Origin of the sequence: Dactylosporangium sp. NBC_01737 (assembly GCF_035963215.1) — a bacterium.
Taxonomy (GTDB): Bacteria; Actinomycetota; Actinomycetes; order Mycobacteriales; family Micromonosporaceae; genus Dactylosporangium.
The window spans coordinates 10,484,769-10,503,503 of sequence record NZ_CP109153.1; the positions used below are offsets into that span (position 1 = coordinate 10,484,769).

16 protein-coding genes are annotated in these 18,735 nt (G+C 73.7%); 7 read left to right on the forward strand and 9 right to left on the reverse strand.

Annotation, left to right across the window (positions count from 1 at the left end):
• Nucleotides 1-18 precede the first annotated feature (18 nt).
• Nucleotides 19-282, reverse strand: a complete 264-nt coding sequence (locus OHA72_RS48120; RefSeq protein WP_327002792.1) for a hypothetical protein — start codon at nt 280-282, stop codon at nt 19-21.
• A gap of 690 nt (nt 283-972) precedes the next feature.
• Here OHA72_RS48120 and OHA72_RS48125 point away from each other — a divergent pair.
• Both OHA72_RS48125 and OHA72_RS48130 read left to right on the forward strand, forming a co-directional pair.
• Nucleotides 973-1,716, forward strand: coding sequence for an SGNH/GDSL hydrolase family protein (locus OHA72_RS48125; protein WP_327002793.1), 744 nt, complete (start codon nt 973-975; stop codon nt 1,714-1,716).
• Between the two features lie 61 nt (nt 1,717-1,777).
• Nucleotides 1,778-1,954 carry an aldehyde dehydrogenase family protein gene (locus OHA72_RS48130; protein WP_327002794.1) on the forward strand — a complete coding sequence of 59 codons (177 nt, stop codon included), beginning with the start codon at nt 1,778-1,780 and terminating at the stop codon, nt 1,952-1,954.
• A gap of 29 nt (nt 1,955-1,983) precedes the next feature.
• Here the strand turns inward: OHA72_RS48130 and OHA72_RS48135 are convergent, their stop codons facing one another.
• Together OHA72_RS48135 and OHA72_RS48140 are read right to left on the reverse strand one after the other, a co-directional pair.
• Nucleotides 1,984-3,570, reverse strand: a complete 1,587-nt coding sequence (locus OHA72_RS48135; protein ID WP_327002795.1) for a GGDEF domain-containing protein — start codon at nt 3,568-3,570, stop codon at nt 1,984-1,986.
• Between the two features lie 93 nt (nt 3,571-3,663).
• Entirely contained in the window at nt 3,664-4,248 is a 585-nt protein-coding gene (locus OHA72_RS48140) for an FtsX-like permease family protein (RefSeq protein WP_327002796.1), read from the reverse strand.
• Between the two features lie 547 nt (nt 4,249-4,795).
• Here OHA72_RS48140 and OHA72_RS48145 point away from each other — a divergent pair.
• Nucleotides 4,796-5,617 (forward strand): hypothetical protein, encoded by an 822-nt coding sequence (locus tag OHA72_RS48145; protein ID WP_327002797.1) that lies wholly within the window; start codon nt 4,796-4,798, stop codon nt 5,615-5,617.
• 722 nt (nt 5,618-6,339) lie between these two features.
• Here OHA72_RS48145 and OHA72_RS48150 read toward each other — a convergent pair.
• The 4 genes from OHA72_RS48150 to OHA72_RS48165 form a co-directional block, all read right to left on the reverse strand.
• Nucleotides 6,340-9,549 (reverse strand): FtsX-like permease family protein, encoded by a 3,210-nt coding sequence (locus OHA72_RS48150; RefSeq protein WP_327002798.1) that lies wholly within the window; start codon nt 9,547-9,549, stop codon nt 6,340-6,342.
• On the reverse strand, nt 9,543-10,250 hold the full coding sequence (locus tag OHA72_RS48155; RefSeq protein WP_327002799.1) for an ABC transporter ATP-binding protein: 708 nt from the start codon (nt 10,248-10,250) through the stop codon (nt 9,543-9,545). The genes OHA72_RS48150 and OHA72_RS48155 overlap by 7 nt, the downstream gene beginning before the upstream one ends.
• Complete coding sequence (locus OHA72_RS48160) at nt 10,247-11,116, reverse strand: ABC transporter ATP-binding protein (RefSeq protein WP_442788405.1); 870 nt, start codon at nt 11,114-11,116, stop codon at nt 10,247-10,249. Before OHA72_RS48160 ends, OHA72_RS48155 begins: the two co-directional genes overlap by 4 nt.
• A gap of 288 nt (nt 11,117-11,404) precedes the next feature.
• Nucleotides 11,405-13,105 (reverse strand): glucuronoarabinoxylan endo-1,4-beta-xylanase XynC, encoded by a 1,701-nt coding sequence (locus OHA72_RS48165; protein ID WP_327002801.1) that lies wholly within the window; start codon nt 13,103-13,105, stop codon nt 11,405-11,407.
• A 336-nt stretch (nt 13,106-13,441) separates the two neighbouring features.
• On the opposite strand from OHA72_RS48165, the gene OHA72_RS48170 reads away from it, so the two are divergent.
• Together OHA72_RS48170 and OHA72_RS48175 are read left to right on the forward strand one after the other, a co-directional pair.
• Complete coding sequence (locus OHA72_RS48170) at nt 13,442-15,007, forward strand: Rieske 2Fe-2S domain-containing protein (RefSeq protein ID WP_327002802.1); 1,566 nt, start codon at nt 13,442-13,444, stop codon at nt 15,005-15,007.
• A 61-nt stretch (nt 15,008-15,068) separates the two neighbouring features.
• Nucleotides 15,069-15,200 carry a hypothetical protein gene (locus tag OHA72_RS48175; protein WP_327002803.1) on the forward strand — a complete coding sequence of 44 codons (132 nt, stop codon included), beginning with the start codon at nt 15,069-15,071 and terminating at the stop codon, nt 15,198-15,200.
• A 56-nt stretch (nt 15,201-15,256) separates the two neighbouring features.
• On the opposite strand, the gene OHA72_RS48180 is transcribed toward OHA72_RS48175, so the two are convergent.
• Nucleotides 15,257-15,739: a Crp/Fnr family transcriptional regulator gene (locus OHA72_RS48180; protein ID WP_327002804.1), complete on the reverse strand. Its 483-nt coding sequence runs from the start codon at nt 15,737-15,739 to the stop codon at nt 15,257-15,259.
• A gap of 181 nt (nt 15,740-15,920) precedes the next feature.
• On the opposite strand from OHA72_RS48180, the gene OHA72_RS48185 reads away from it, so the two are divergent.
• The gene (locus OHA72_RS48185; RefSeq protein ID WP_327002805.1) at nt 15,921-16,181 is read left to right on the forward strand and encodes a hypothetical protein; all 261 of its coding nucleotides are present in this window, start codon (nt 15,921-15,923) and stop codon (nt 16,179-16,181) included.
• 22 nt (nt 16,182-16,203) lie between these two features.
• On the opposite strand, the gene OHA72_RS48190 is transcribed toward OHA72_RS48185, so the two are convergent.
• On the reverse strand, nt 16,204-16,542 hold the full coding sequence (locus OHA72_RS48190; protein WP_327002806.1) for a hypothetical protein: 339 nt from the start codon (nt 16,540-16,542) through the stop codon (nt 16,204-16,206).
• A gap of 369 nt (nt 16,543-16,911) precedes the next feature.
• Between OHA72_RS48190 and OHA72_RS48195 the strand changes: the two genes are divergently transcribed.
• Complete coding sequence (locus tag OHA72_RS48195; protein WP_327002807.1) at nt 16,912-18,735, forward strand: putative nucleotidyltransferase substrate binding domain-containing protein; 1,824 nt, start codon at nt 16,912-16,914, stop codon at nt 18,733-18,735.

Below are 18,735 nucleotides of genomic sequence, written 5' to 3' on the forward strand. Positions count from 1 at the left end.
GCGCAGCCAACTGCAGTGCTAGTGCAGTGGATCCCGATAGCCGGACATGAATTGCGTCCGGGTGAAGCGAACCGTCCCCGGCCTGCGCCGGTGGAATGGCGCCGTCAGGTCATCCGTCGGCCGGCCGTCGCCGGTGTACAGGATGTCGAAGAACGCGCCGTCCTCGCTCGGCCCCCACGCCCGGATGTCGACGCCGTGGCGAAGCAGCAGCGGTCGCTGCTCCCTCGCAAGATCGCTCAGCGTCGTGATCTCCTCCTGGGTGAGCCGTACCGGTGAAGTCACCGCAACGCCTCCCTACTCTCGACCTCTCGTGTTGCCTGGTATCACACCAGGCATGAGGTGCAAAGCCGCCTCAGGCAGGTAACCGGTCCGGTTCGGTGTCGCCGCCAGGTGGGCGTTGGTGCCGGTAGCGGGGATGGGCAGCCGGCAGATCACCTGGGTGCCGGCGGGTAGGTTCGGCGTGATCGATGCCGTGCCGCCGAGTTCGGCGCAGCGCTCCCGGCCACGGTGTCGGCAGCAGCCAGGAACGCCACGACCGCGCTCATCGTGACAAGCCGGCGACGTCGGCCGCGTCTCGCGTGGAGGTGTTCAGCGGCCGCTCTGCGTCGAGACAGGAATCCCATGGGGCAATCCCTTTCTGGCCGACCACCTCGGGTTCGGCCAATGTAAACTGCCGTTTTCCGGCGTGCACGGATTGGATGGCGGACCCCGGCGGTTCGAGTTTGTTGTGGCCGACAACATCCGATGGGCTGGTGAAACCGTAGGCATGCCATAGGCGGCGGGCGATGGGTCACGTGACCCGACACGGCCCGGGACACCACCGGGACAGCTGTACCTGACCCAGCTGCTGAACCAGCACCCCGGCGACGCCCACGCCGGTGCTCGTCGCCAGGTACTGACGCCGCCACCGTGTTTCACGCCGCCGCGGCAGCTCGCGTAACCTGGTGCGTTGCGAAACGGAAGGCGGGGGCAATGCGGTACGTGGCGATCGGCGACAGCTTCACCGAGGGCATGGGCGACGAGCGGCCCGATGGCACGCCACGCGGCTGGGCGGACCTCGTCGCGGCCGCCCTCGCCGGCGGTGGTGAGCCGGTGTACTACGCCAACCTCGCGATCCGCGGCCGGCTGCTCGAACCGATCGTCACCACCCAGCTCGACACCGCCCTGGCCATGTCGCCGAAACCGACCCTGATCTCGCTCAACGGCGGCGGCAACGACATGATGCGCCGCGGCGCCGACCTGCAGCGCCTGGTGACCCTCATCGAGGGCGCCGTCGAGCGGTGCGAGGCCGCTGGGGTCCGCATCCTGGTGCTCAGCGGCGCCGACCCGTCCGCGCACCTGCCGCTCGGGCACGTGCTGCGCCGCCGCGCCGCCGCGCTGACCGTGGCGGTCCGCGAGCTCACCGCCCGTCACGACGTGCTCTTCGTGGACTGCTTCGGCGACGACGAGCTGCGCCGGGCCGAGTACTGGTCCGCGGACCGCCTGCACCTCAACGCCGCCGGGCACCTGCGGGTGTCCGGGCTGGTGCTGGCCGCGCTGGGACACCCCGCCGACGCGCACCGGCTGCCCGCCGCCCCGCCGGTGCGCGGGGTCCTCGCCGAGGCGCGGTACTACCGCGAGCACGTCCTGCCGTGGGTGACCCGCCGGCTGCGCGGCCGCTCCTCCGGCGACGGGCGGGCCGCGAAGTACCCGGACTGGACCGACGCCCCCGCATAACGACGTCGCCGGCACGCACGGCCGCGAAGCGTCCGGCCCGGTCCGCTGGCCGCCGGCACCGATGGTTCGTGCCTGTGGGCGGGTCGACTCCGGCTCCGTCGGCATCAACGTCTTCGCCTCGAACCGCGCCGCACCGTTCGGCGGCCGCCACAGCTCGGGCCTCGGCGTCGAGTACGGCGTCGAAGGTCTCCAGCAGTACATCACCTACAAGTCGATCCACCGTCCACTGCCCGGCTGACGCCTCCCGCGTTCGCGGACGCCTGACGGTCAGGCGGCCCGGCCGGTCATCCCGGGCGCGGGCGGGCCGACCACACGGTTACGGCCAGCCCGTTTGGCCTGGTAGAGGCGCAGGTCGGCGAGCGCGAGCAGATCCGGGCCGGACGCCACGCCGATGCTCACCGTGACCTCGAGGCCGACCGCGACGGTGCTCCACGGGAACTCCTCGACCAGGCACCGCAGCCGCGTCGCCGCCTCCATCGCCTCGTCGTCGGCCATGCCGCGGAACAGCACGGCGAACTCCTCCCCGCCGTAGCGGGCCGCGACGTCCTCGCCGCGGCAGCCCGTGCGCAGCAGCGCCGCCAGCACGCGCAGCACCTCGTCGCCGACCTGATGCGAGTACCGGTCGTTGACCTGCTTGAAATGATCCACGTCGATCAGGGCGATCGTCTGCCCGTCCGCCCCGGCGGCCAGCTCGTCGTCGAGCCGGCGCCGGTTGGCCAGCCCGGTCAGCGGGTCCTCGAGACTGATCCGCAGCAGGCCGTCGGCGCGGCGCCGCTCCTGCTCGGCGGTGGCCTTGGCCCGCTCGGTCTCCATCCGCACGGCCGCCACCCGGGCGTTGCGCTGCGCGGTCTCCGAGGCCACCTGGCAGTACAGCTGATGGAACCGCTTGTAGGCGGTCAGGGCGGCGCCCGGGTCCCCGTTGCGCTCGTGCGCCTCGGCCAGGTGCTCGGCCGCGGTCAGCGCCGCGTTCTTGCTCTCGGCCAGCTCCAGCGCCCGCGCGAACGCCGCAATGGCCTCGTCGTGCCGGTCCAGCGCGAGGTAGACCTGCCCGCGCGTGTCGAGGTGGTGGGTGATCGTGTACACCGTGTCGCGCTGCACGTCGATCTCCCACGACTGCAGCAGCCGCAGCGCCTGGTCGGCGTCGCCGACGAAGGCGAGCACCTCGGCGAGGTTGGCCATCGCGGTCGACTCGTTCCGCCGGTGCCCGAGCCGGCGGGCGATCAGCATCGCGGCCCGCGACCGGTCGGCGGAGTCCATGGCGTACGCGAGGGCGGCCTCCTCGTCGCCGTCCGCACGTGCCGCCAAGGCCAGCGCGCTCATCGCGCACGCCCCGGTGTCGAGCATGACGCCCTCGGCGAGTTCGTCGCCCATCAGCCGGGCCACCTCGGCGCCATGCTCACACAGCTGCACCGCCAGGTCGAACTGCTGCATCACCAGATAGACGTTCGCCACGGCGGCAAGCGCCGGGACGACTGCCTCCAGGGTGCCGCTCGCCTCGGCCAGGGCCAGCGCGGCCGTGCTCTCCTCCAGCGCCTCGGAGGTCTCGCCGGCGGCCAGCAGCACCCGGGCCACCTCGCTGCGGGCGCGCCCCTCGATCGCCGGGTCGGCGCCGGCCCGGGCCAGCTCGGCGGCGGCCTGCGCGGCGGCCAGGGCGTCGGGGTACTCGTCGCGCAGGCGGTGACACGTGGCGATGATCGACAGCGCCTCGGCCCGGGCGGCCGGGTCGTCGGCGGCCGCGGCGGCGAGCTCCCGGGCGCCCTCCGGGTCGGACACCGCGAGCCGCCCCCGGCTCAGCCGGATGAGCTGCGCGGGCGTGGCGGCCCCGGCCACCGCCGCGTCGAATCCGCTCGACATGCCCCACCCCCGGCTTGACGGCGGATTCCACCTGACCGAGGAAACCATCGGCGGGCAAGGACCCGAATTGAGGATCACACGTGACTTCGCTGCCTAACCTTCGCCGATCCGCAACGCTGCGGCCAGCCGCCAACGGCGGCGCCGTGCCGATTCGACGACGACGACCACGGCAAGCGCCGCCAGGAACATCATCGGCACAGCCCCGAGCCAGCCCCACGGCGGGGTCAGGACCTGATCGGTGGCCTGCCCGGTGACCCGCGGCAGCGACAGCGGTCCGAGGGCCGCCCCGGCGAGCAGCACGCCGAACAGCGGGCCGGTCAGGCCGGCGATCACCACGACCGGCAGCAGTTCCCCGGCCGCGACCCCGCGGGCATCCCGCAGGCGCAGGCCAAGGGTCCGCAAGCGGCTCAACGTCAGCCACCGCTGCGGCGCCTGCGCCGCGGCGCCCAGCATCAGCCCCATGAGCCCGAGCGCCATCAGGATCACCACCGAGGCCGCCGAGAGCCGCAGTAGACCGGAGACCAGCGGCGCGTCGCGGAGGGATCGCAGCACGTCGGTCCGCAGCACGGTGTGCCCGGTGGTGGTCGCGGCGGTGGCCCGCTGGGCGCCCGGCCCGGTCACCCAGATCGTGTTCGGCGCGACCGGCATCCCGGCGGCGGCGAGGGCCGCGGCGTCCACGAGGACGACGTCGCCGGCGCCGCCGACGGCGGGGCGGTACCGACCGCGGTGAGCGGATCGCCGGTTCGCCGGCCCGGCGCAGCTCGAGGCTCATGCCGGGCCGCAGGCTGCCGTCGGCCGAACGCACCAGCGCGGGCACGCCTCCCCCGGCCGGCGCGCTCAGCCGCGCCAGTGACGGCGCACCCGGCAGCGGCGTGTCGGCGAGCATCCGGCCGAACCCGGCCGCGTCCACGATCACCAGGCGTGTCGAGACGGAGACGTCGGCGGTCGCGACCTCCGCCGCGTCGGTGACCTGCGCGGTGACGACCCTGCGGACCCCGGGCTCGGCGGCGATCTGCCGGGCCGGCCCGTCCGCGGAGCCGTCGGTGAGGTCGACGCGGGCATCGGCGCCGACGGTCCGCCACGCCGTGTCCCGGATGCCTGCCTCGGCGCTCGCGCCGACGGTGAGGACGAACGACGCCAGTGCCCCCGCGGCAACCAGCGTGACCAGCGGCAGGCCACGCCCGGAGGTCGATGCCGCACGGGCGACGCCGAACACCGCGACCGGGTGGCGGGAACGCAGCGCCTGGCGCAGCAGCAGGCGCATGCCGGGCGGCAGCAGCCGCGCCAGCACCAGCGCCCCGGCCAGCGCGCCGAGCGTGGGCGCGCTCGCCGGCAGTGCCGCACCGCCTTCGGGGTGCACGCCGCGCTGGTACAGCGCGACGAAGGCGGCGGTCGCGGCGGCCACGACGGCGCCCTCCAGGACCAGGCGGCGCAGGTGCCGGGTGCGGGCGGCGAACCGGCGGGCGGCGCGGTTCGCCGACACCGGCCGGTCGCGGGTGGCGAGAGCGGCGGTGCGCATGCCGAAGACCGGCGTGACGGCGGCCGCGGCGAGGATCACGGGCGCGACCCAGGCCCAGGCGACGGCGGGAACGACCGCCCGCGCGAGGCCCAGCCCGGCCGCGGCGGCCACGACCGCCGTCACGGCGGCCTCGACCAGCAGTTCGGCGCCGAGGACCGGCAACGCGACACCGAGGCGCCGGGCGAGGACCAGCGCCGGGGCCCGCCGACGGACCAGCAGGTCGGCGACGAGCATCAGCACCAGAACCGCAACGGCGATGACACCGATGAGCACCACCGACATCTGTACCGCCGCGGCATCGATGTGCGCGGCGACGTCCCGGAGCACGGCATCGAGCTGCGTGTTCCACGACGACTCGGTGCCGAACGCACTGGGCGAGGCGGAGCCGGCCTCCAGAGCGACCGCGGCCGCGCCGACCGTCCGCGCGTGCTCCAGGGTGAACGCCTCGGGGCGCGGCGCGAACGTCACGGCGGGCCGCATGTCGTCCGCTTCGAAGGCGAGGCGGGCGTCGGGCAGCGATTCGCGTGACAGCAGGCCACCGAGCCGGACGGTTCGCATCCGGTCGGTGCCCGGGTCGGGCTCCAGCAGCCACGGCGCCAGCCGCCACTGGGGGTCGGCCTCGTCCATGGCGCGGAAGATCCCGCTGACCTCCACGTCCTTCGGCGTGCCCCGCTCATCCACCAAGGGGATCCGGTCACCGGGCCCGACCCCCAGCGCGGCGGCGTTGGCCTCGGACAGACCGATGCGCACCAGCCAGGCCGTCTGGTACGGGACCTCGGCGTCGTCCGCGCCGGGAACGGCGGGCCCCGGGGCACCGCCCGCCAGCCAGGTGACACCGGGTTCGGTGCCCGCCGTCAGATACGCCATCCGGAACGTCCGCACCCGGCCCTCGCGGGCGACCCTGAGCGTGGGGCTGGTGACCGACGCGACGGGCGACGCCAGCACGGCGCGCAGGCCGGGCTCCAGCTCGCTCAGCGCCCGCAGCCGGCGGACCTCGACGTCGTCGGCGAGCCACGGCGCGCGGAAGCGGCCCGTGGGCCCGGCGTCCGGCTCCCACCGCGCGGCCGCCGTCACGTCCGCGTCGTCGCCGGCGCGGCGCACCGCGTCCTCGACGGCGTCGTCGGCGATGCCCCGCAGCAGGGCCGGCACCGCACCGGCGAGCAGGACGACCAGCGCGACGACCGCCGCGGACAACAGCAGTGCGCCGCTGTCGGCCCAGGCCCGGCCGCGGATGCTGGGCCAGTGCAGTCTCATGACGCCACCCGCAGATCCGTGGTGTCGACCGCCCGCGTCCGTACGCCGACCACCACACCGACCGCGACAAGGCAACCGGACACCAGAACGGCGAACGCCGACGCCTCAGCGGGCCACGGCCACTGCGCGACGGCACCGGGATCCGGCGGGGCCCCGGTGTCGGAGCGCACGAGCAGGGGCGTGAGCAGCTCGGTGACGAGTGCGCCGACAGCGGCTCCGGACAGGCACAGCGGCACCAGCAGCAGGACGTGCTGCCCGAACAGCATGGTGCGGATCTCCCGGCGGGTCATGCCCATCCCCCGCAGGCGGGCCGCTTCGAGCGCACGGGCCTGCAGGTCGTACGTCACGTGCAGCACGACGCCGGTGAACAGCAGCAGCGCCACGGCGGGCACGAGCAGCCGCAGCACGGCCGGCAGCCCGGCGGACACCGGGCCGGCGGCGAGCCGGGCGGTCTCTGCGGCGCGGGTCGTGACGGCGCCCAGGTGCAGCGCGGTGGCACGCGCGCCGGCGTCGGCGTGGGCCGGATGCCCGACCCACCACGCATCCACCGGAGACGCCAGGTCGCCCTGGACGGCGAGCGCCCGCGACAGGGTGTCCAGGTCGGCGAGCAGAGCCGCGGCACCCGGCGCCGACGGGACGGCGGGCACCACGCCGGCGACGGTGACCGGGACGGCGGTGTCGCCGACCGTCAGGTCGAACCGGGTGCCGGGTCCGGCGCTCAGCGTGCTCGCCAGTTCGGCGGAGACGGTGACCGGCACGGCTCCGGGGTCGGGGAAGGCGGTCGCGACGAGCTTGCGGGTGACCTGCGGCGGGCCGCCGGGCGGGACGGTCGCCGTCATCCGCACCAGGGCCTCGGCGCCGGAGCCGGTCACGGTCACGGCCGGGCCGGTGACCTGCTCCAGTTCCGAGCGGGTCGTGCCCGCGGTCCACGTGCCGTCCCCGACGGCGGTCCCGGCGCCGGTCCCGGTTGCCGGGACGGCCACGGTGACGGCGACACGGCCGGCGCTCTCCCCGCCGTCGACGGCCGGTTCGACGGCCAGTTCCAGCAGCACCGCGACGAGTCGCAGCCCTTCGACCGCACCGCAGGGCGTCAGCCGGTGCGGTCGGCCGTCCAGCGGGACCGGCGCACCGGCGCAGGTCGTCCGCAGCCCGGTGGCGTCCTCCAGGAGCAGCTTCGGGGTCGCGGTCGTCCCGCCCGCGCCGCTGGCCTCGCCGGTCATCGTCACCGCGGCGCCGGCCGGGACCGTGACGCCGAGCGCCCGGGCCGGCGGCGCGAGGGCGGCCGCGGCCCAGGCCCAGCCGCGGCCGGTCGGCGACCGGCCGCGCAGCAGGTCACCGGCGCGCGTGGTGTCCACGGCGACCAGCCGGGCCGCGTCACCGCCGCCGCCGCCGAGCCACTGCCCGACGGCGACGCTGCGATCGGTGGCCGGGCTGACCGTCCCGCCGGTGGCCGCGAGCACAGCCGCGCCGTCACCGGCCGCCGGCGGCCCGTCCAGGGTCAGGGCCAGGTCGGTACCGACGGCAAGATCGGCCTGATCGCGTTGCGAGCGTTGCCATGTGGCGTCCAGGGCGACACCGAACGTCGTCGCCGCGCACGCCATGACGATCAGCAGACCGGCGGCGGTGGCCTGCGTCCGCCGCGCGGCACCGAACGCGGCCAGCGGCCACGTGAGCCCGTCGGACCTGCCGGCGAGCCGGTCCACCAGGGCCAGGACCGGTCGCAGCAGACGCAGTGTCAGCAGCCCGCCCGCGATCAGCATCAGGGTCGGGACGACCGTGCGCACCGCGTCGGCGTCGAGGACCGGCCGCGCCGGTTGCGCGCGGACCTGCCACCAACCGGCCGCGGCCAGCACCACCACGGCCAGGTCACCGCCGGACTGCGCCAGCCCGGTACGCCGGCCGCGCAGGTGGGCGCCGAACGGGTTCCGCGCGGCGAGCACGACGAGCAGCACGACGAGCGAGAGCGCGGTCGTGGCCACCACGAGCAGCTGCCCGGCGGTGACGCGCGGCGACGTGGACAGCCCGGCGGCGGCCGGCGCGGGCAGCCGCGTGATGGCGGAGTGCAGGACGGACGACGCCGGCAGCGCCACCGCGGCGGCGAGCACGGCGAGCACGACGGCCTCCGCGGCGGCCGTCAGGGCGAGTCGCCGGCGGCTGGTGCCCATGGTCGACAGCAACGCACTCTCACCCGCGCGGACGGCAGCGGTGAGCCGGCCGGCCAGGCCGAGGGCGGCCACCGTCAGGAAACCCCCCAGCACGGCGACGGCCACGACCAGGGCGTCGGTGACCTGCTGGTGCCGACCGGCGGTCGCCAGCGTCGAGGGCAGCGCGGAGGCGACGCGTTCGCTCTGCACCCGGCCCTCGAGGATCCGCGCCAGCCTGCGGTCCGCGCCGCCCACGGCCCGGGCGACGGCGCCAAGGTCGTCGTGGCGGGCCGCGGAGAGATCCGGGCGGGCGGTGAGCTCCATGCGGCTGAGGGTCGAGCCGCCGGTGAGCAGGTCGGCGAAGTCCACGATGAACGGGCCGAACGTCCCGGACGGCTGGTTCGCGGTCCCCTCGTCGTAGGAGAGGTCGACGCCGGCACCGCCGAGCAGATCACGGTGCCAGCCCGTGCCAGGCAGCGGCCGGGCGACGCCGACCACGACCACGTCGACGGCCGGATCGCCGTCGCGCACCAGTTCCGCACCGAGCCGCACCGGGCTGCCGACGGACAGGCCCAGGCTCCGTGCCGTCGTCTCCAGCACGACGGCCTCCAGCGGCACGGTCCCCCTCCCGGCCTGCGATGCCCGCCGCGGCCAGCGACCGGCCGTCAGCTCGGCGCGCTCCGCCAGCCGCTCGATACCCGACAGATACGCCACCGCGGGTGCGCCGGACGGCCCGGCCGGGACATCCGGCAGGACCCGCATCGCCGAGGAGGCCTGCCCGGACACGGTGACGGGCAGCGGCGCCAGCGTCGAGGTCAGCAGGGCACGGGTGTCGGCGGCGACCGACGCCGCGTCCTGACCGCGGATGGTGGCGGTGTACGCGGTGACCTCGACATCAGCGGCGCCGGCCCGGGCCGCGGCCACCTCCAGCGCCCGGTCCCCGGTGGTGGTCACCAGCAGCGCACACACACCCAGCAGCGTTCCGCCGACGGCTACGACGCACAGCAGCGCAGCCAGCAGCCGCCACTGCACCCGCGCCCGGCACGCGGCGAACCTCAGCATGGAACGGACCCGGCGTCCTGCCCGTCGATCCGGCCGTCACTGATCCGGATCGCGCGATCCGCCAACGCGATCATGACCGGGTCGTGGGTGGACACGAGTGCGGTGACACCCTCGGACTCCACCACCCCGCGCAGCAGCGCCATGACCGACAGGCCTGTCTCCGCGTCGAGCTGCCCGGTCGGCTCGTCGGCGACGAGCAGCCGGGGCGAACCCGCGAGCGCGCGGGCGATCGCCACCCGCTGCTGCTGGCCGCCGGACAGCTCACCGGGACGCTGCCGGGCGTGCGGGGCCAGACCCACCAGATCGAGCAGCAGGCCGACACGGCGTTCCCGCTCGCGCCCCGGCACCCGTGCCAGCCGCAGCGGGACGCCGACGTTCTCGGCGGCCGACAGCTCCGGAATCAGGCCGAACGTCTGGAACACGTACGAGACCGTCCTGCGCCGCAGCCGCGACAGGCCGTCCTCGTCGAGGCCGGTCACGTCGGTGCCGTCCACGACGACGGTGCCGCGGTCCGGACGGTCCAGGCCGCCGATGATGTTGAGCAGCGTGGTCTTGCCGGAACCGGACCGGCCGACCACGGCCACCATGGATCCGGCGGCGACGGTGAAGGTGACGTCCCGCAGCGCGTGCACGACCACCGCACCGGCCACGAAGCGACGGCTGACCCCGCTCACCCGCACCAGCGGATCCGTGCCGCTCACGCGGTTGCGCCCGTGTCGTCGGGGTGGATGGTGACGTGGTCGCGCTCCAGCGCCAGCCGGACCCGCCTCGTCAGGGCCAGCGCGTCCCGGTACTCGCGCGGTACCTGGATGCGGCCCGCCCGGTCCATCACCGCGTACTCCACGGCGCTCACCCGCGTGTCGCCGTCCGCACCGGTCGCGGCACGGCGCACCACCTCGCTGCTGGTGCGGCCGTCGCGGATGGCCACGGTGCGCTCGACATGGGCGCTGACCTCCGGGTCGTGGGTCACGATGACGGCGGTGACGCCGAACTGCCGGTTCACGTGCCGGACCGCCTCGAACACCTCCGCGGAGGTGGCACCGTCCAGCTCACCGGTCGGCTCGTCGGCGAGCAGCAGACGAGGCCGGTTGGCCAGCGCCACCGCGATGGCGACCCGCTGCTGCTGCCCGCCGGACATCTGCGCGGGACGGCGGTCGGCGCAGTCGGCGACGCCGAGCGTCTCGAGCAATTCGTCGCAGCGGGCCCGCCGGACCCGGGACCGCGTGCCCGCCGCCGTCATCGGCAGGTCGATCACCTGCCGCGCGGTCAGGTACGGCACGAGATTGCTCGCGGTCTGCTGCCGGACGAAGCCCACCGTGGTGCGGCGGAACCGCACCCGGTCGGCCCGGGACATCGTCAGCAGATCCCACTCGCCGACCTGCGCCCGGCCGGCGGTCGGCGTCTCGACGCCGGCGAGAATGGACAGCAGCGTCGACTTGCCCGAGCCCGAAGCTCCCACGACGGCGATCATCTCGCCCGGCGCCACCACGAGGTCGAGCCCTTGCAGCGCCTGCACCTCGACCGACCCGGTCTGGTAGATGTGCACCAGGCTCTCGCACCGGACCACCGAATCACCGGGCTGCGGCGCGGCGGACCCAGGCGCCGACGAGAGGCTCCAGGCCATCACTCCCCCGGCGTTTGTCGCACTCGTTCGCCTGCCTGCGGCAGGCTGCAGGCCGGGCGGGTGAACGCTAACATCGGCCGATCGTCGCCACAAGCCAGCATCCACCGGCCTGCGCAGATTGCCTGCCGGAACATGTTGGCGCTCACACGCGTCGCGGACGACGCGCAGGAGCCGATGCGGCCCCTGCGTCGCGCAGGGGCCGCACCCGTACGTTCGCCGCTCGCCTGCCGGTCAGGCCACGGTGCAGGCGATGCCGTTGAGGGTGAAGGCGGTCGGCTCGGCGGTGTTGCCGGTGTGGGTGGCCTGGAAGCCGAGGTCGACGGTGGCCCCCGGGGCGAGCGTGCCGTTGTAGCTGACGTTGCGGGCGCTCACCTGGCCGCTGGAGGGCGAGTAGGTGGCGTTCCAGCCCGACGTGATGCTCTGGCCCGAGGGCAGGGTGAAGGCCAGGGTCCAGCCGTTGATCGCCGAGGTGCCGGTGTTGGTGACGCTGATGTTGGCCGTGAAGCCGGTGCTCCAGGTGCTCATCGTGTAGGTGACCCGTGGCGCCGTGCCACCACTGCTGGGTGGCGGGGAAGATGAGGGGCTGACCGGCGGGCTGACCGACGGGCTGGGCGACGTCGTGCCGCTCACGTTGGCCACGAAGGTCGTCACGCTGCGGGCGGGCAGCGTGACGGTGAAGGAGCCGTTCGACATGCCGACCGCGCCCTGGGGCGCGACGTTCCTGCTGGCGTCGGTCAGCCAGTTGGCGACGCTGCCGGACGCGGTGGTGTTCGCCAGGGCGAACTGCTGGCTCACCGAGGAGGTGTTCTTGTTGACGGCGACGATGACGACGGTGTCGCCGCCCCGGTACGCCGAGACGTAGACGTTCGACGCCGGGTTCGCCGTCGCGTCGATCCGCACGTACCCGGGCCGGACGAACCTGGCGAACTGCGCCATCATGGCGCCGCGCTTGCTGATCTGACCGTCCTCACGCATCGGGCCGTAGCTGCGCCGGATGGTCCACCAGATGTAGGTCTGGAACTCCGCGTCCACCATGGCGTGGTGGATGTGCTCCCCCACGTCCAGCGCCTCGGGCCAGGCATCGCCCGCGTTGGCGGTGCTGTTCGGGTAGTAGACCTCGGTCATCCACAGTTCCTTGCCCGCGCCCTTCTGCTTGAACAGCGGGTACGGGAAGTTCGCGTACGACGTGCCGTAGAGATGGGCCCCGATGATGTCGACGTTGGCCAGCGCCGCCGAGTCGTTGAGGATCGGGTCCGACATGGACTTCACGTACTGGAACGACTCCGGCGCGATGACCCTGGTGCTGATCGAGCCGGCGTTCTCCCGCAGGAAGCGGACCATCTCCGCCGACGTCCACCACGTCCAGTCCGTCGCGTAGTCGGGCTCGTTCTGCACCGAGATGCCGTACAGGTTCACCCCGTTGTTGCGCATGTAGGTGGTGAAGTCGTTCAGGTGCTGGGCGTAGGCACCGTACGAGCTGTACCTGAGGCGCTTGGCGTTGGTCTGGCTGCCGCGGGTGAAGGTCTCGATCATGCTGGCGGGCGGGTTCCACGGCGACGCGAAGACGGTCGCGCCGAGCTCGACCGCGCGCTTCGCCGTCGCCAGATCACGGCCCCAGTCCGCCTGGTTCTCACCGACGGGGATCCGCAGCACGGAGAAGCCCAGCCGGCCCTCACCGGCGCCGAACGCCGTGTCCCGCTGGGCGGCCGTCAGGTCGCCGATCCAGGCCGCGTGGGCCATGCCGCCGAAGCCCCGGATCGTCTGCCGCGACGCCGATGGATTGATGTTCGCCGCCGCGGCCGCGGCCTCCGTGGCCCCCATCACCGACGCCGCGACCGTGACGACCGGCACGGCCCCCATCGCCGTCAGGACGACTCTGCGGCTCAGCAGCCGCCGCTCGCCGCTCGCCGGCTCATTGCGATCTTGCGTCATGTCTCGTCCTCACAGGGGTCGGCGCCATCGACGGGCGTGAATGTTAACGCTCACATCACTGTGTACGAACCGGCAGGCCGCCCGGGTGGCCACGGAGGGTCGTACTCCAGCGCAGTGTGTTTCCGCCATCGGCACCGGGCAAGTCCGAGCCGGCGGACGCCCCCGCCGACCTGCGTGAACGTCCCGCCGGAGCGTGAAAGTTTCCGGTCAGGAAGCCCGGACCGATAGGGACTTTCGGCCTTGTGGCTGTCGGGACGTTCAGCCCTGCACGCCCCCGCCCGCGGACCGCAAGCTCGACACCATGACGGCGGACGGCAGCGGAAGGACCGTGGACACATGCGGGTAACGGGGACCGGTCACGCCGGCATGCTCATCGAGACGTCGGCCGGCACCATCTTGTGCGACCCGTGGGTGAACCCCGCGTACTTCGCCTCCTGGTTCCCGTTCCCGGACAACTCCGGCCTGGACTGGGACGCGCTCGGCGCGTGCGACTACCTCTACGTGTCGCACCTGCACCGCGACCACTTCGACGCGGAAAACCTGCGCCGGCACGTGTCGAAGAAGGCGACGGTGCTGCTGCCCGCGTACCCGACCTCCGATCTGGAGGACGAGCTGCGCGCGCTGGGGTTCCGGTCGTTCCTGCGGACCCGCAGCGGCGAGCCGGTGACCCTCGACGGCGGGCTCACGGTCATGATCCAGGCACTGGTGTCACCGACCGACGGACCGATCGGCGACTCGTCGATCTGGGTGGAGCACGACGGGGTGCGCCTGCTCAACCAGAACGACGCCCGCCCCCGTGACCTGTCCGCGTTCGCCGAGCTGGGCCACGTCGACGCGCACCTGCTGCAGTTCTCCGGCGCCATCTGGTACCCGATGGTCTACGAACTGCCCGCGGCCGCGAAGCGGGCGTTCGGCAAGCAGAAACGGGAACGGCAGTTCGACCGGACCCTGCGCTACATCACCGAGCTGAACGCGAGCCGGGTCTTCCCGATCGCCGGGCCGCCCTGCTTCCTCGACGACGACCTGTGGGGCGTCAACGACCTGTTCGGCGACGAGGGCAACATCTTCCCCGACCAGCAGGACTTCATCGAGCACTACGAGCGGCTCGGCCACGACAACGGCGTCATCCTGCTACCCGGTACCACCGCCACGATCACGCCCGGCGCGTGCAAGGTCGAGCAGCCGGTGCCCGACGTGCCGGCGTTCTTCGCCGGCAAGGAGGAGTACCTGCGCGCCTACCAGCAGCGGCAGCGCCCCGTGATCGAGGCGGAGAAGGCGGCGTGGCCGCACCCGGAGCTCGACGTCCTCGCAGCGCTGACCGACCGGGTACAGCCACTGATGGCGCAGAGCGAGCACATCGCGAACGGCATCGGCGGGCCGATCCGCTTCGACCTGACCGACGACGCCGACGAGGTCGTCGAGAGCATCGTGTTCGACTTCACCGCCCGCGAGATACGCGCCGCCGGCGACGAGCGGGTGCGCTACCGCTTCCGCACCCGAAGGACCCTGATCGAGCACCTACTCGCGACCGGCGAGACCGACTGGGTCAACAGCCTGTTCCTGTCCTGCCGCTTCTCCGCCGCCCGGATCGGGCAGTACAACGAGTACCTCTACACCTTCTTCAAGTGCCTCGACCAGGACCGGCTGCAGTACGCCGAGGGCTGGTACGCCGAGCAGACCACCGACGTCGAGGACATCGTCATCGGCGACTGGGCGGTACAGGGTCTCTGCCCGCACCTGAAGGCGAACCTCGAACGGTTCGGCAAGCTCGACGGCACCGTGCTGACCTGCCAGATGCACGGCTGGAAGTTCGACCTGCCGACCGGCAGGTGCGTCACGAGCGCCGGGCACCCCATCCGCGCCCGCCGCGTCGGCGAACCGCAGGCGGACGCCGCGGGATGACCTTCGGCCCTGGCGCGCGCCGCCCGCCCGGTGCACCGTGACGGGTGAGGAGGTGAGTTCGATGAGACTCCATCTGCGCGATCGCCTGACGACGATGCGCCGCGCGCTGCACCACCCGGCGGCGGTCCCGGCCGCGGAACGACTGCTCGAAAGGCACCGGGACGAGCTGCCGCCACGGCTGTACGTCGGCTGACGGCAGCCGCCGTGACGATTCCTGACGGGGGTGTGGCGGCGCCGCCCGCCGGGGCGTCACGGCGACCCGGCCCCGCTCCCGCTGGGTGCGATGTCCTGGCTGAGCAGCCGCATGCGGGTGACCTGCATGCGCTGCAGCATGACCGCCAGGAAACGGTTCGTCAGGTCGTAGCCGAACGCCGGTTCCGTGTCGCACAGACCGCGGACCCGCGGACCGTCCAACGCGATCGCCAGCACCGGCTCGACCGCGACGGCACTGAAGTGCCAGCGGCGCGGCGGGAACAGCCAGGACCAGCCGAGCACCTGACCGCGACCGATGACGTCCACCACGACGGCGCCGCGACCGGCGACCCGGGCGGTCAGCTCGGCGGAACCCTCACGCAGCAGGTAGCACGTGTCGGCGGCCTCCCCTTCGATGATCAGGTGTTCGCCGGCGCGGGCGGTCGCCCGGCGCGCGCACCGCGCGAGCCGCTCCACGAACCTGGGCTGTACGCCGGTCAGGAACGGGTGGGCGGCGAGGAGGTCGAAGTCGGTCACCATGACGCCTCCCTGGACGCCGGTACCCCCAACGGCACCGGACCCGCACAGCATGACGCCGAGCGGTCCCGGGCGGCCAGGGCCGCAAGACCTGTTCCTGTGCAAGGAGGGGTCATCCGGCACTGGTCATGCGGCGCCGAACACGGGACCATGATGCCAGTCGATGCATCGGAGGTGAGCGACAATGACGACAGGACTGATCGTCCTCGGTGTCGTCGTCGGCCTGTTCGGCCTGGCGACCGTCGTCGGCCTGGTCGCGGAGCGCAGCATGCCGCCACGGGAGGCCGTGCCGATGAACCGCAGGCTGGCCGGCCGCGAGAGCGAGGCCGCCCGGCGGTTGATGGACGGCAGCCTCGATCCGGCCGCCTACCGCGCCGACATGGCCTCGATCGCGGCGCAGGACGCCGCCGAACACCCGCTCGACGTCCCCCGGCTGCGGCAGTGACGCCGGCCGGCGGCCCGCAGCGTCACCGGCGGGTGCGGCCGAGCCGGTACAGCCGCCGGCCGACCAGCACGTACCAGACCTCGAGGAACACGACCGAGAGCACCGCGTGGGACACACCGACCCGGGGGACGTACAGGCCCAGGCCCACCGTGTTGGCGGCGATCGCCAGGAACGCGACCGGCCGGCTGAAGACGCCGCCGCGGAGCATCGCAGCGCCGAGCATGATGCCGGCGGCCGAACCGAGCAGGTAGGCGGTGTGGAACGCGGTGCCTGCCAGGTCGCCAGCGCCGCCGTGCCCGCCGCCGCGACCGCGGCACGGTCGGCGTCCGTGGCCGCGGCCGCGTACCGGTCGCTCAGCCACGCCGTCTGGACGACGGAGTTGGCCGCCACGTACAGCAGCACACCGGTCATGCCCAGCGCCACGGCGAGCGGCACGAGGGACCGGTTCGCCGGGTACAGCGCAACGCCGATCGCCAGCAGGATCGGGATCAGCACGTTGTCGACGACCAGCAGGTCCAGGTCGACGAGCGCGGCCAGCCGGTGCTCCCGCAGCAGGGCGAACCAGTCCGACACGGAGCCGTGTGCGCCGATGTCGTCATGGTGGGATCGTCCTGCCGTGACGGCCGCACCCGGCAGGGCCGGAAGACCCGCGCGCACCGGCCGTGACGCCCTCGACAAACGCCGCCCGGGGACTTGAGGATTGACTCGGCCGGAGTGGGAGGTGGGCGGCGTGCAGGAGTTCGTGGACTTCCTCGGCGGGCAGGCGCCGTTCGACGCGCTCGACGCCGACGACCTGGCGCGGCTGGTCGCGCGCGTCGACGTCGAGTACTTCGCGGCCGGGGCGACCGTCGTCACCGAAGGGGTGCTGCTGGAGCACCTGTGGGTGGTGCGCACCGGCGCGCTCGAGGTCCTCGACGGCGACCGGATCGTGGACCTGCTGGGACCGGGCGACATGTTCGGCCACCTGTGGCTGCTGTCGGGATTGCCGCCGACGGTACGGGTCCGGGCGCACGAGGAGAGCCTGTGCCTGCGTATCCCGGACCCACGAGGCATCCTCGCCCGGCCGGGACGGTTGCGGTTCGCCGCGGTGCACCCCGGCTCCGCCCGGTCGCGGCTCATCCAGGACGCCGGGCTGCACCGGGCCGTGCAGCCGCTGACCCGGCTCATGCGTCCCGTCGTCTGGTGCGACGGCACGGACCTGGTCCGTGACGTCGCCGAACGCATCGGCGCGGCCGGGCTGTCGTGCGCGCTCGTGCGCGCCGGCGAGCACATCGGGGTCGTGACCGACCTCGACTTCCGCCGGAAGGTGGCGACCGGCCAGGTCGGCGTCGACGCCCCGATCACCGCCCTCGCCACGATGCCGGCGCTGACCGTCCAGGACGACGCCACGCAGGCCCAAGGGCTGCTGCGCATGATCGAACGCGGCGTGCACCATCTCGTGGTCGTCGACCAGGCGGGCCGCCCGGTCGGCGTGCTGCGGGCGGTGGACCTCGCCGGCGCCGAGGTCCGCGATCCGCTGCTGATCCGCTCGGCGATCGACGAGGCCCGCGACGTCGACGAGCTGGCCGGGGCGTGCCGGCTGCTGCCCAGGATGCTCGTCGAGCTGTGCGACGACGCCGTGCCCGCCACCCACATCGGGGCGATCCACGCCGCCGTCGTCGACGCGGCGATCCGGCGCACGCTGCACCTGCAGCAGCACCCGGCGCTCGACGGCGTGCGGCACTCCTGGGTCCTGCTCGGCTCCCTGGCCCGGCGGGAGCCACTGCCGCTGTCCGATGTGGACACCGCGCTCGCGTGGGCCGACCTGCCCGCGGACGGCCCGGACCCTGCCGGGCAGATCCGCGTCGAGGCGCGGGAGGTCCTGCGCGGGCTGCAGCGCTGCGGGTTCACGCTGTGCGCCAACGGCGCCAACGCACACAACCCGCTCTTCAGCCGGGCACGTTCCGGGTGGATCGCGGCGGCACGCGACTGGCAGCACCACCCGACCCAGGACAACGCGCTGCTGCTGTCGGCGATGGTCGCCGACAGCCGCCCGCTGACCGACCCGGAGCTGGGCGGCGCGCTCAGCCAGACGATCCGGTCCCACACGCGCACCAGCCAGTTCCTGCGCGCGCTGCTCGACGAGGCGCTGGGCTGGCGCCCGCCCGCCGGGTTCATCCGGGACTTCGTCGTGCACCACGGCGGCGAGCACCGCGGCCAGCTCGACCTCAAACCGGGCGGCCTGACCCCCGTCGTCGCCCTCGCGCGGTGGATCGCCATCGCCGCCGGCGACGCCAGCGGCACCACGATCGAACGCCTGCACCGCGGCGCCGCGCTCGGGCTGCTCACCACCGACGAGGCGGACACCCTGGCCGGCGGGTTCGAAAGTGTCTACGGCCTGCTGCTGCGCCATGAGGTCCGGACGCTGCGCGCCCAGGGCACACCGACGAGCACGTTCATCGCGCCGAAGGAGCTGGACTCGCTCACCCGCCGGCACCTGCGTGAGACGTTCCGCGCGATCGCGCTCGTCCAGTCACGGGTGGACCGGGCGTGGCTCACCCGGCTGCCCGGGTGA

Bases quoted from the DNA above. Each gene is read 5' to 3' on its own strand.
- OHA72_RS48165 (WP_327002801.1), bottom strand. From the start codon at position 13,105: ATGACGCAAGATCGCAATGAGCCGGCGAGCGGCGAGCGGCGGCTGCTG.
- OHA72_RS48150 (WP_327002798.1), bottom strand. From the start codon at position 9,549: ATGCTGAGGTTCGCCGCGTGCCGGGCGCGGGTGCAGTGGCGGCTGCTG.
- OHA72_RS48170 (WP_327002802.1), top strand. From the start codon at position 13,442: ATGCGGGTAACGGGGACCGGTCACGCCGGCATGCTCATCGAGACGTCG.
- OHA72_RS48185 (WP_327002805.1), top strand. From the start codon at position 15,921: ATGACGACAGGACTGATCGTCCTCGGTGTCGTCGTCGGCCTGTTCGGC.
- OHA72_RS48180 (WP_327002804.1), bottom strand. From the start codon at position 15,739: ATGGTGACCGACTTCGACCTCCTCGCCGCCCACCCGTTCCTGACCGGC.
- OHA72_RS48175 (WP_327002803.1), top strand. From the start codon at position 15,069: ATGAGACTCCATCTGCGCGATCGCCTGACGACGATGCGCCGCGCGCTG.
- OHA72_RS48125 (WP_327002793.1), top strand. From the start codon at position 973: ATGCGGTACGTGGCGATCGGCGACAGCTTCACCGAGGGCATGGGCGAC.
- OHA72_RS48135 (WP_327002795.1), bottom strand. From the start codon at position 3,570: ATGTCGAGCGGATTCGACGCGGCGGTGGCCGGGGCCGCCACGCCCGCG.
- OHA72_RS48130 (WP_327002794.1), top strand. From the start codon at position 1,778: ATGGTTCGTGCCTGTGGGCGGGTCGACTCCGGCTCCGTCGGCATCAAC.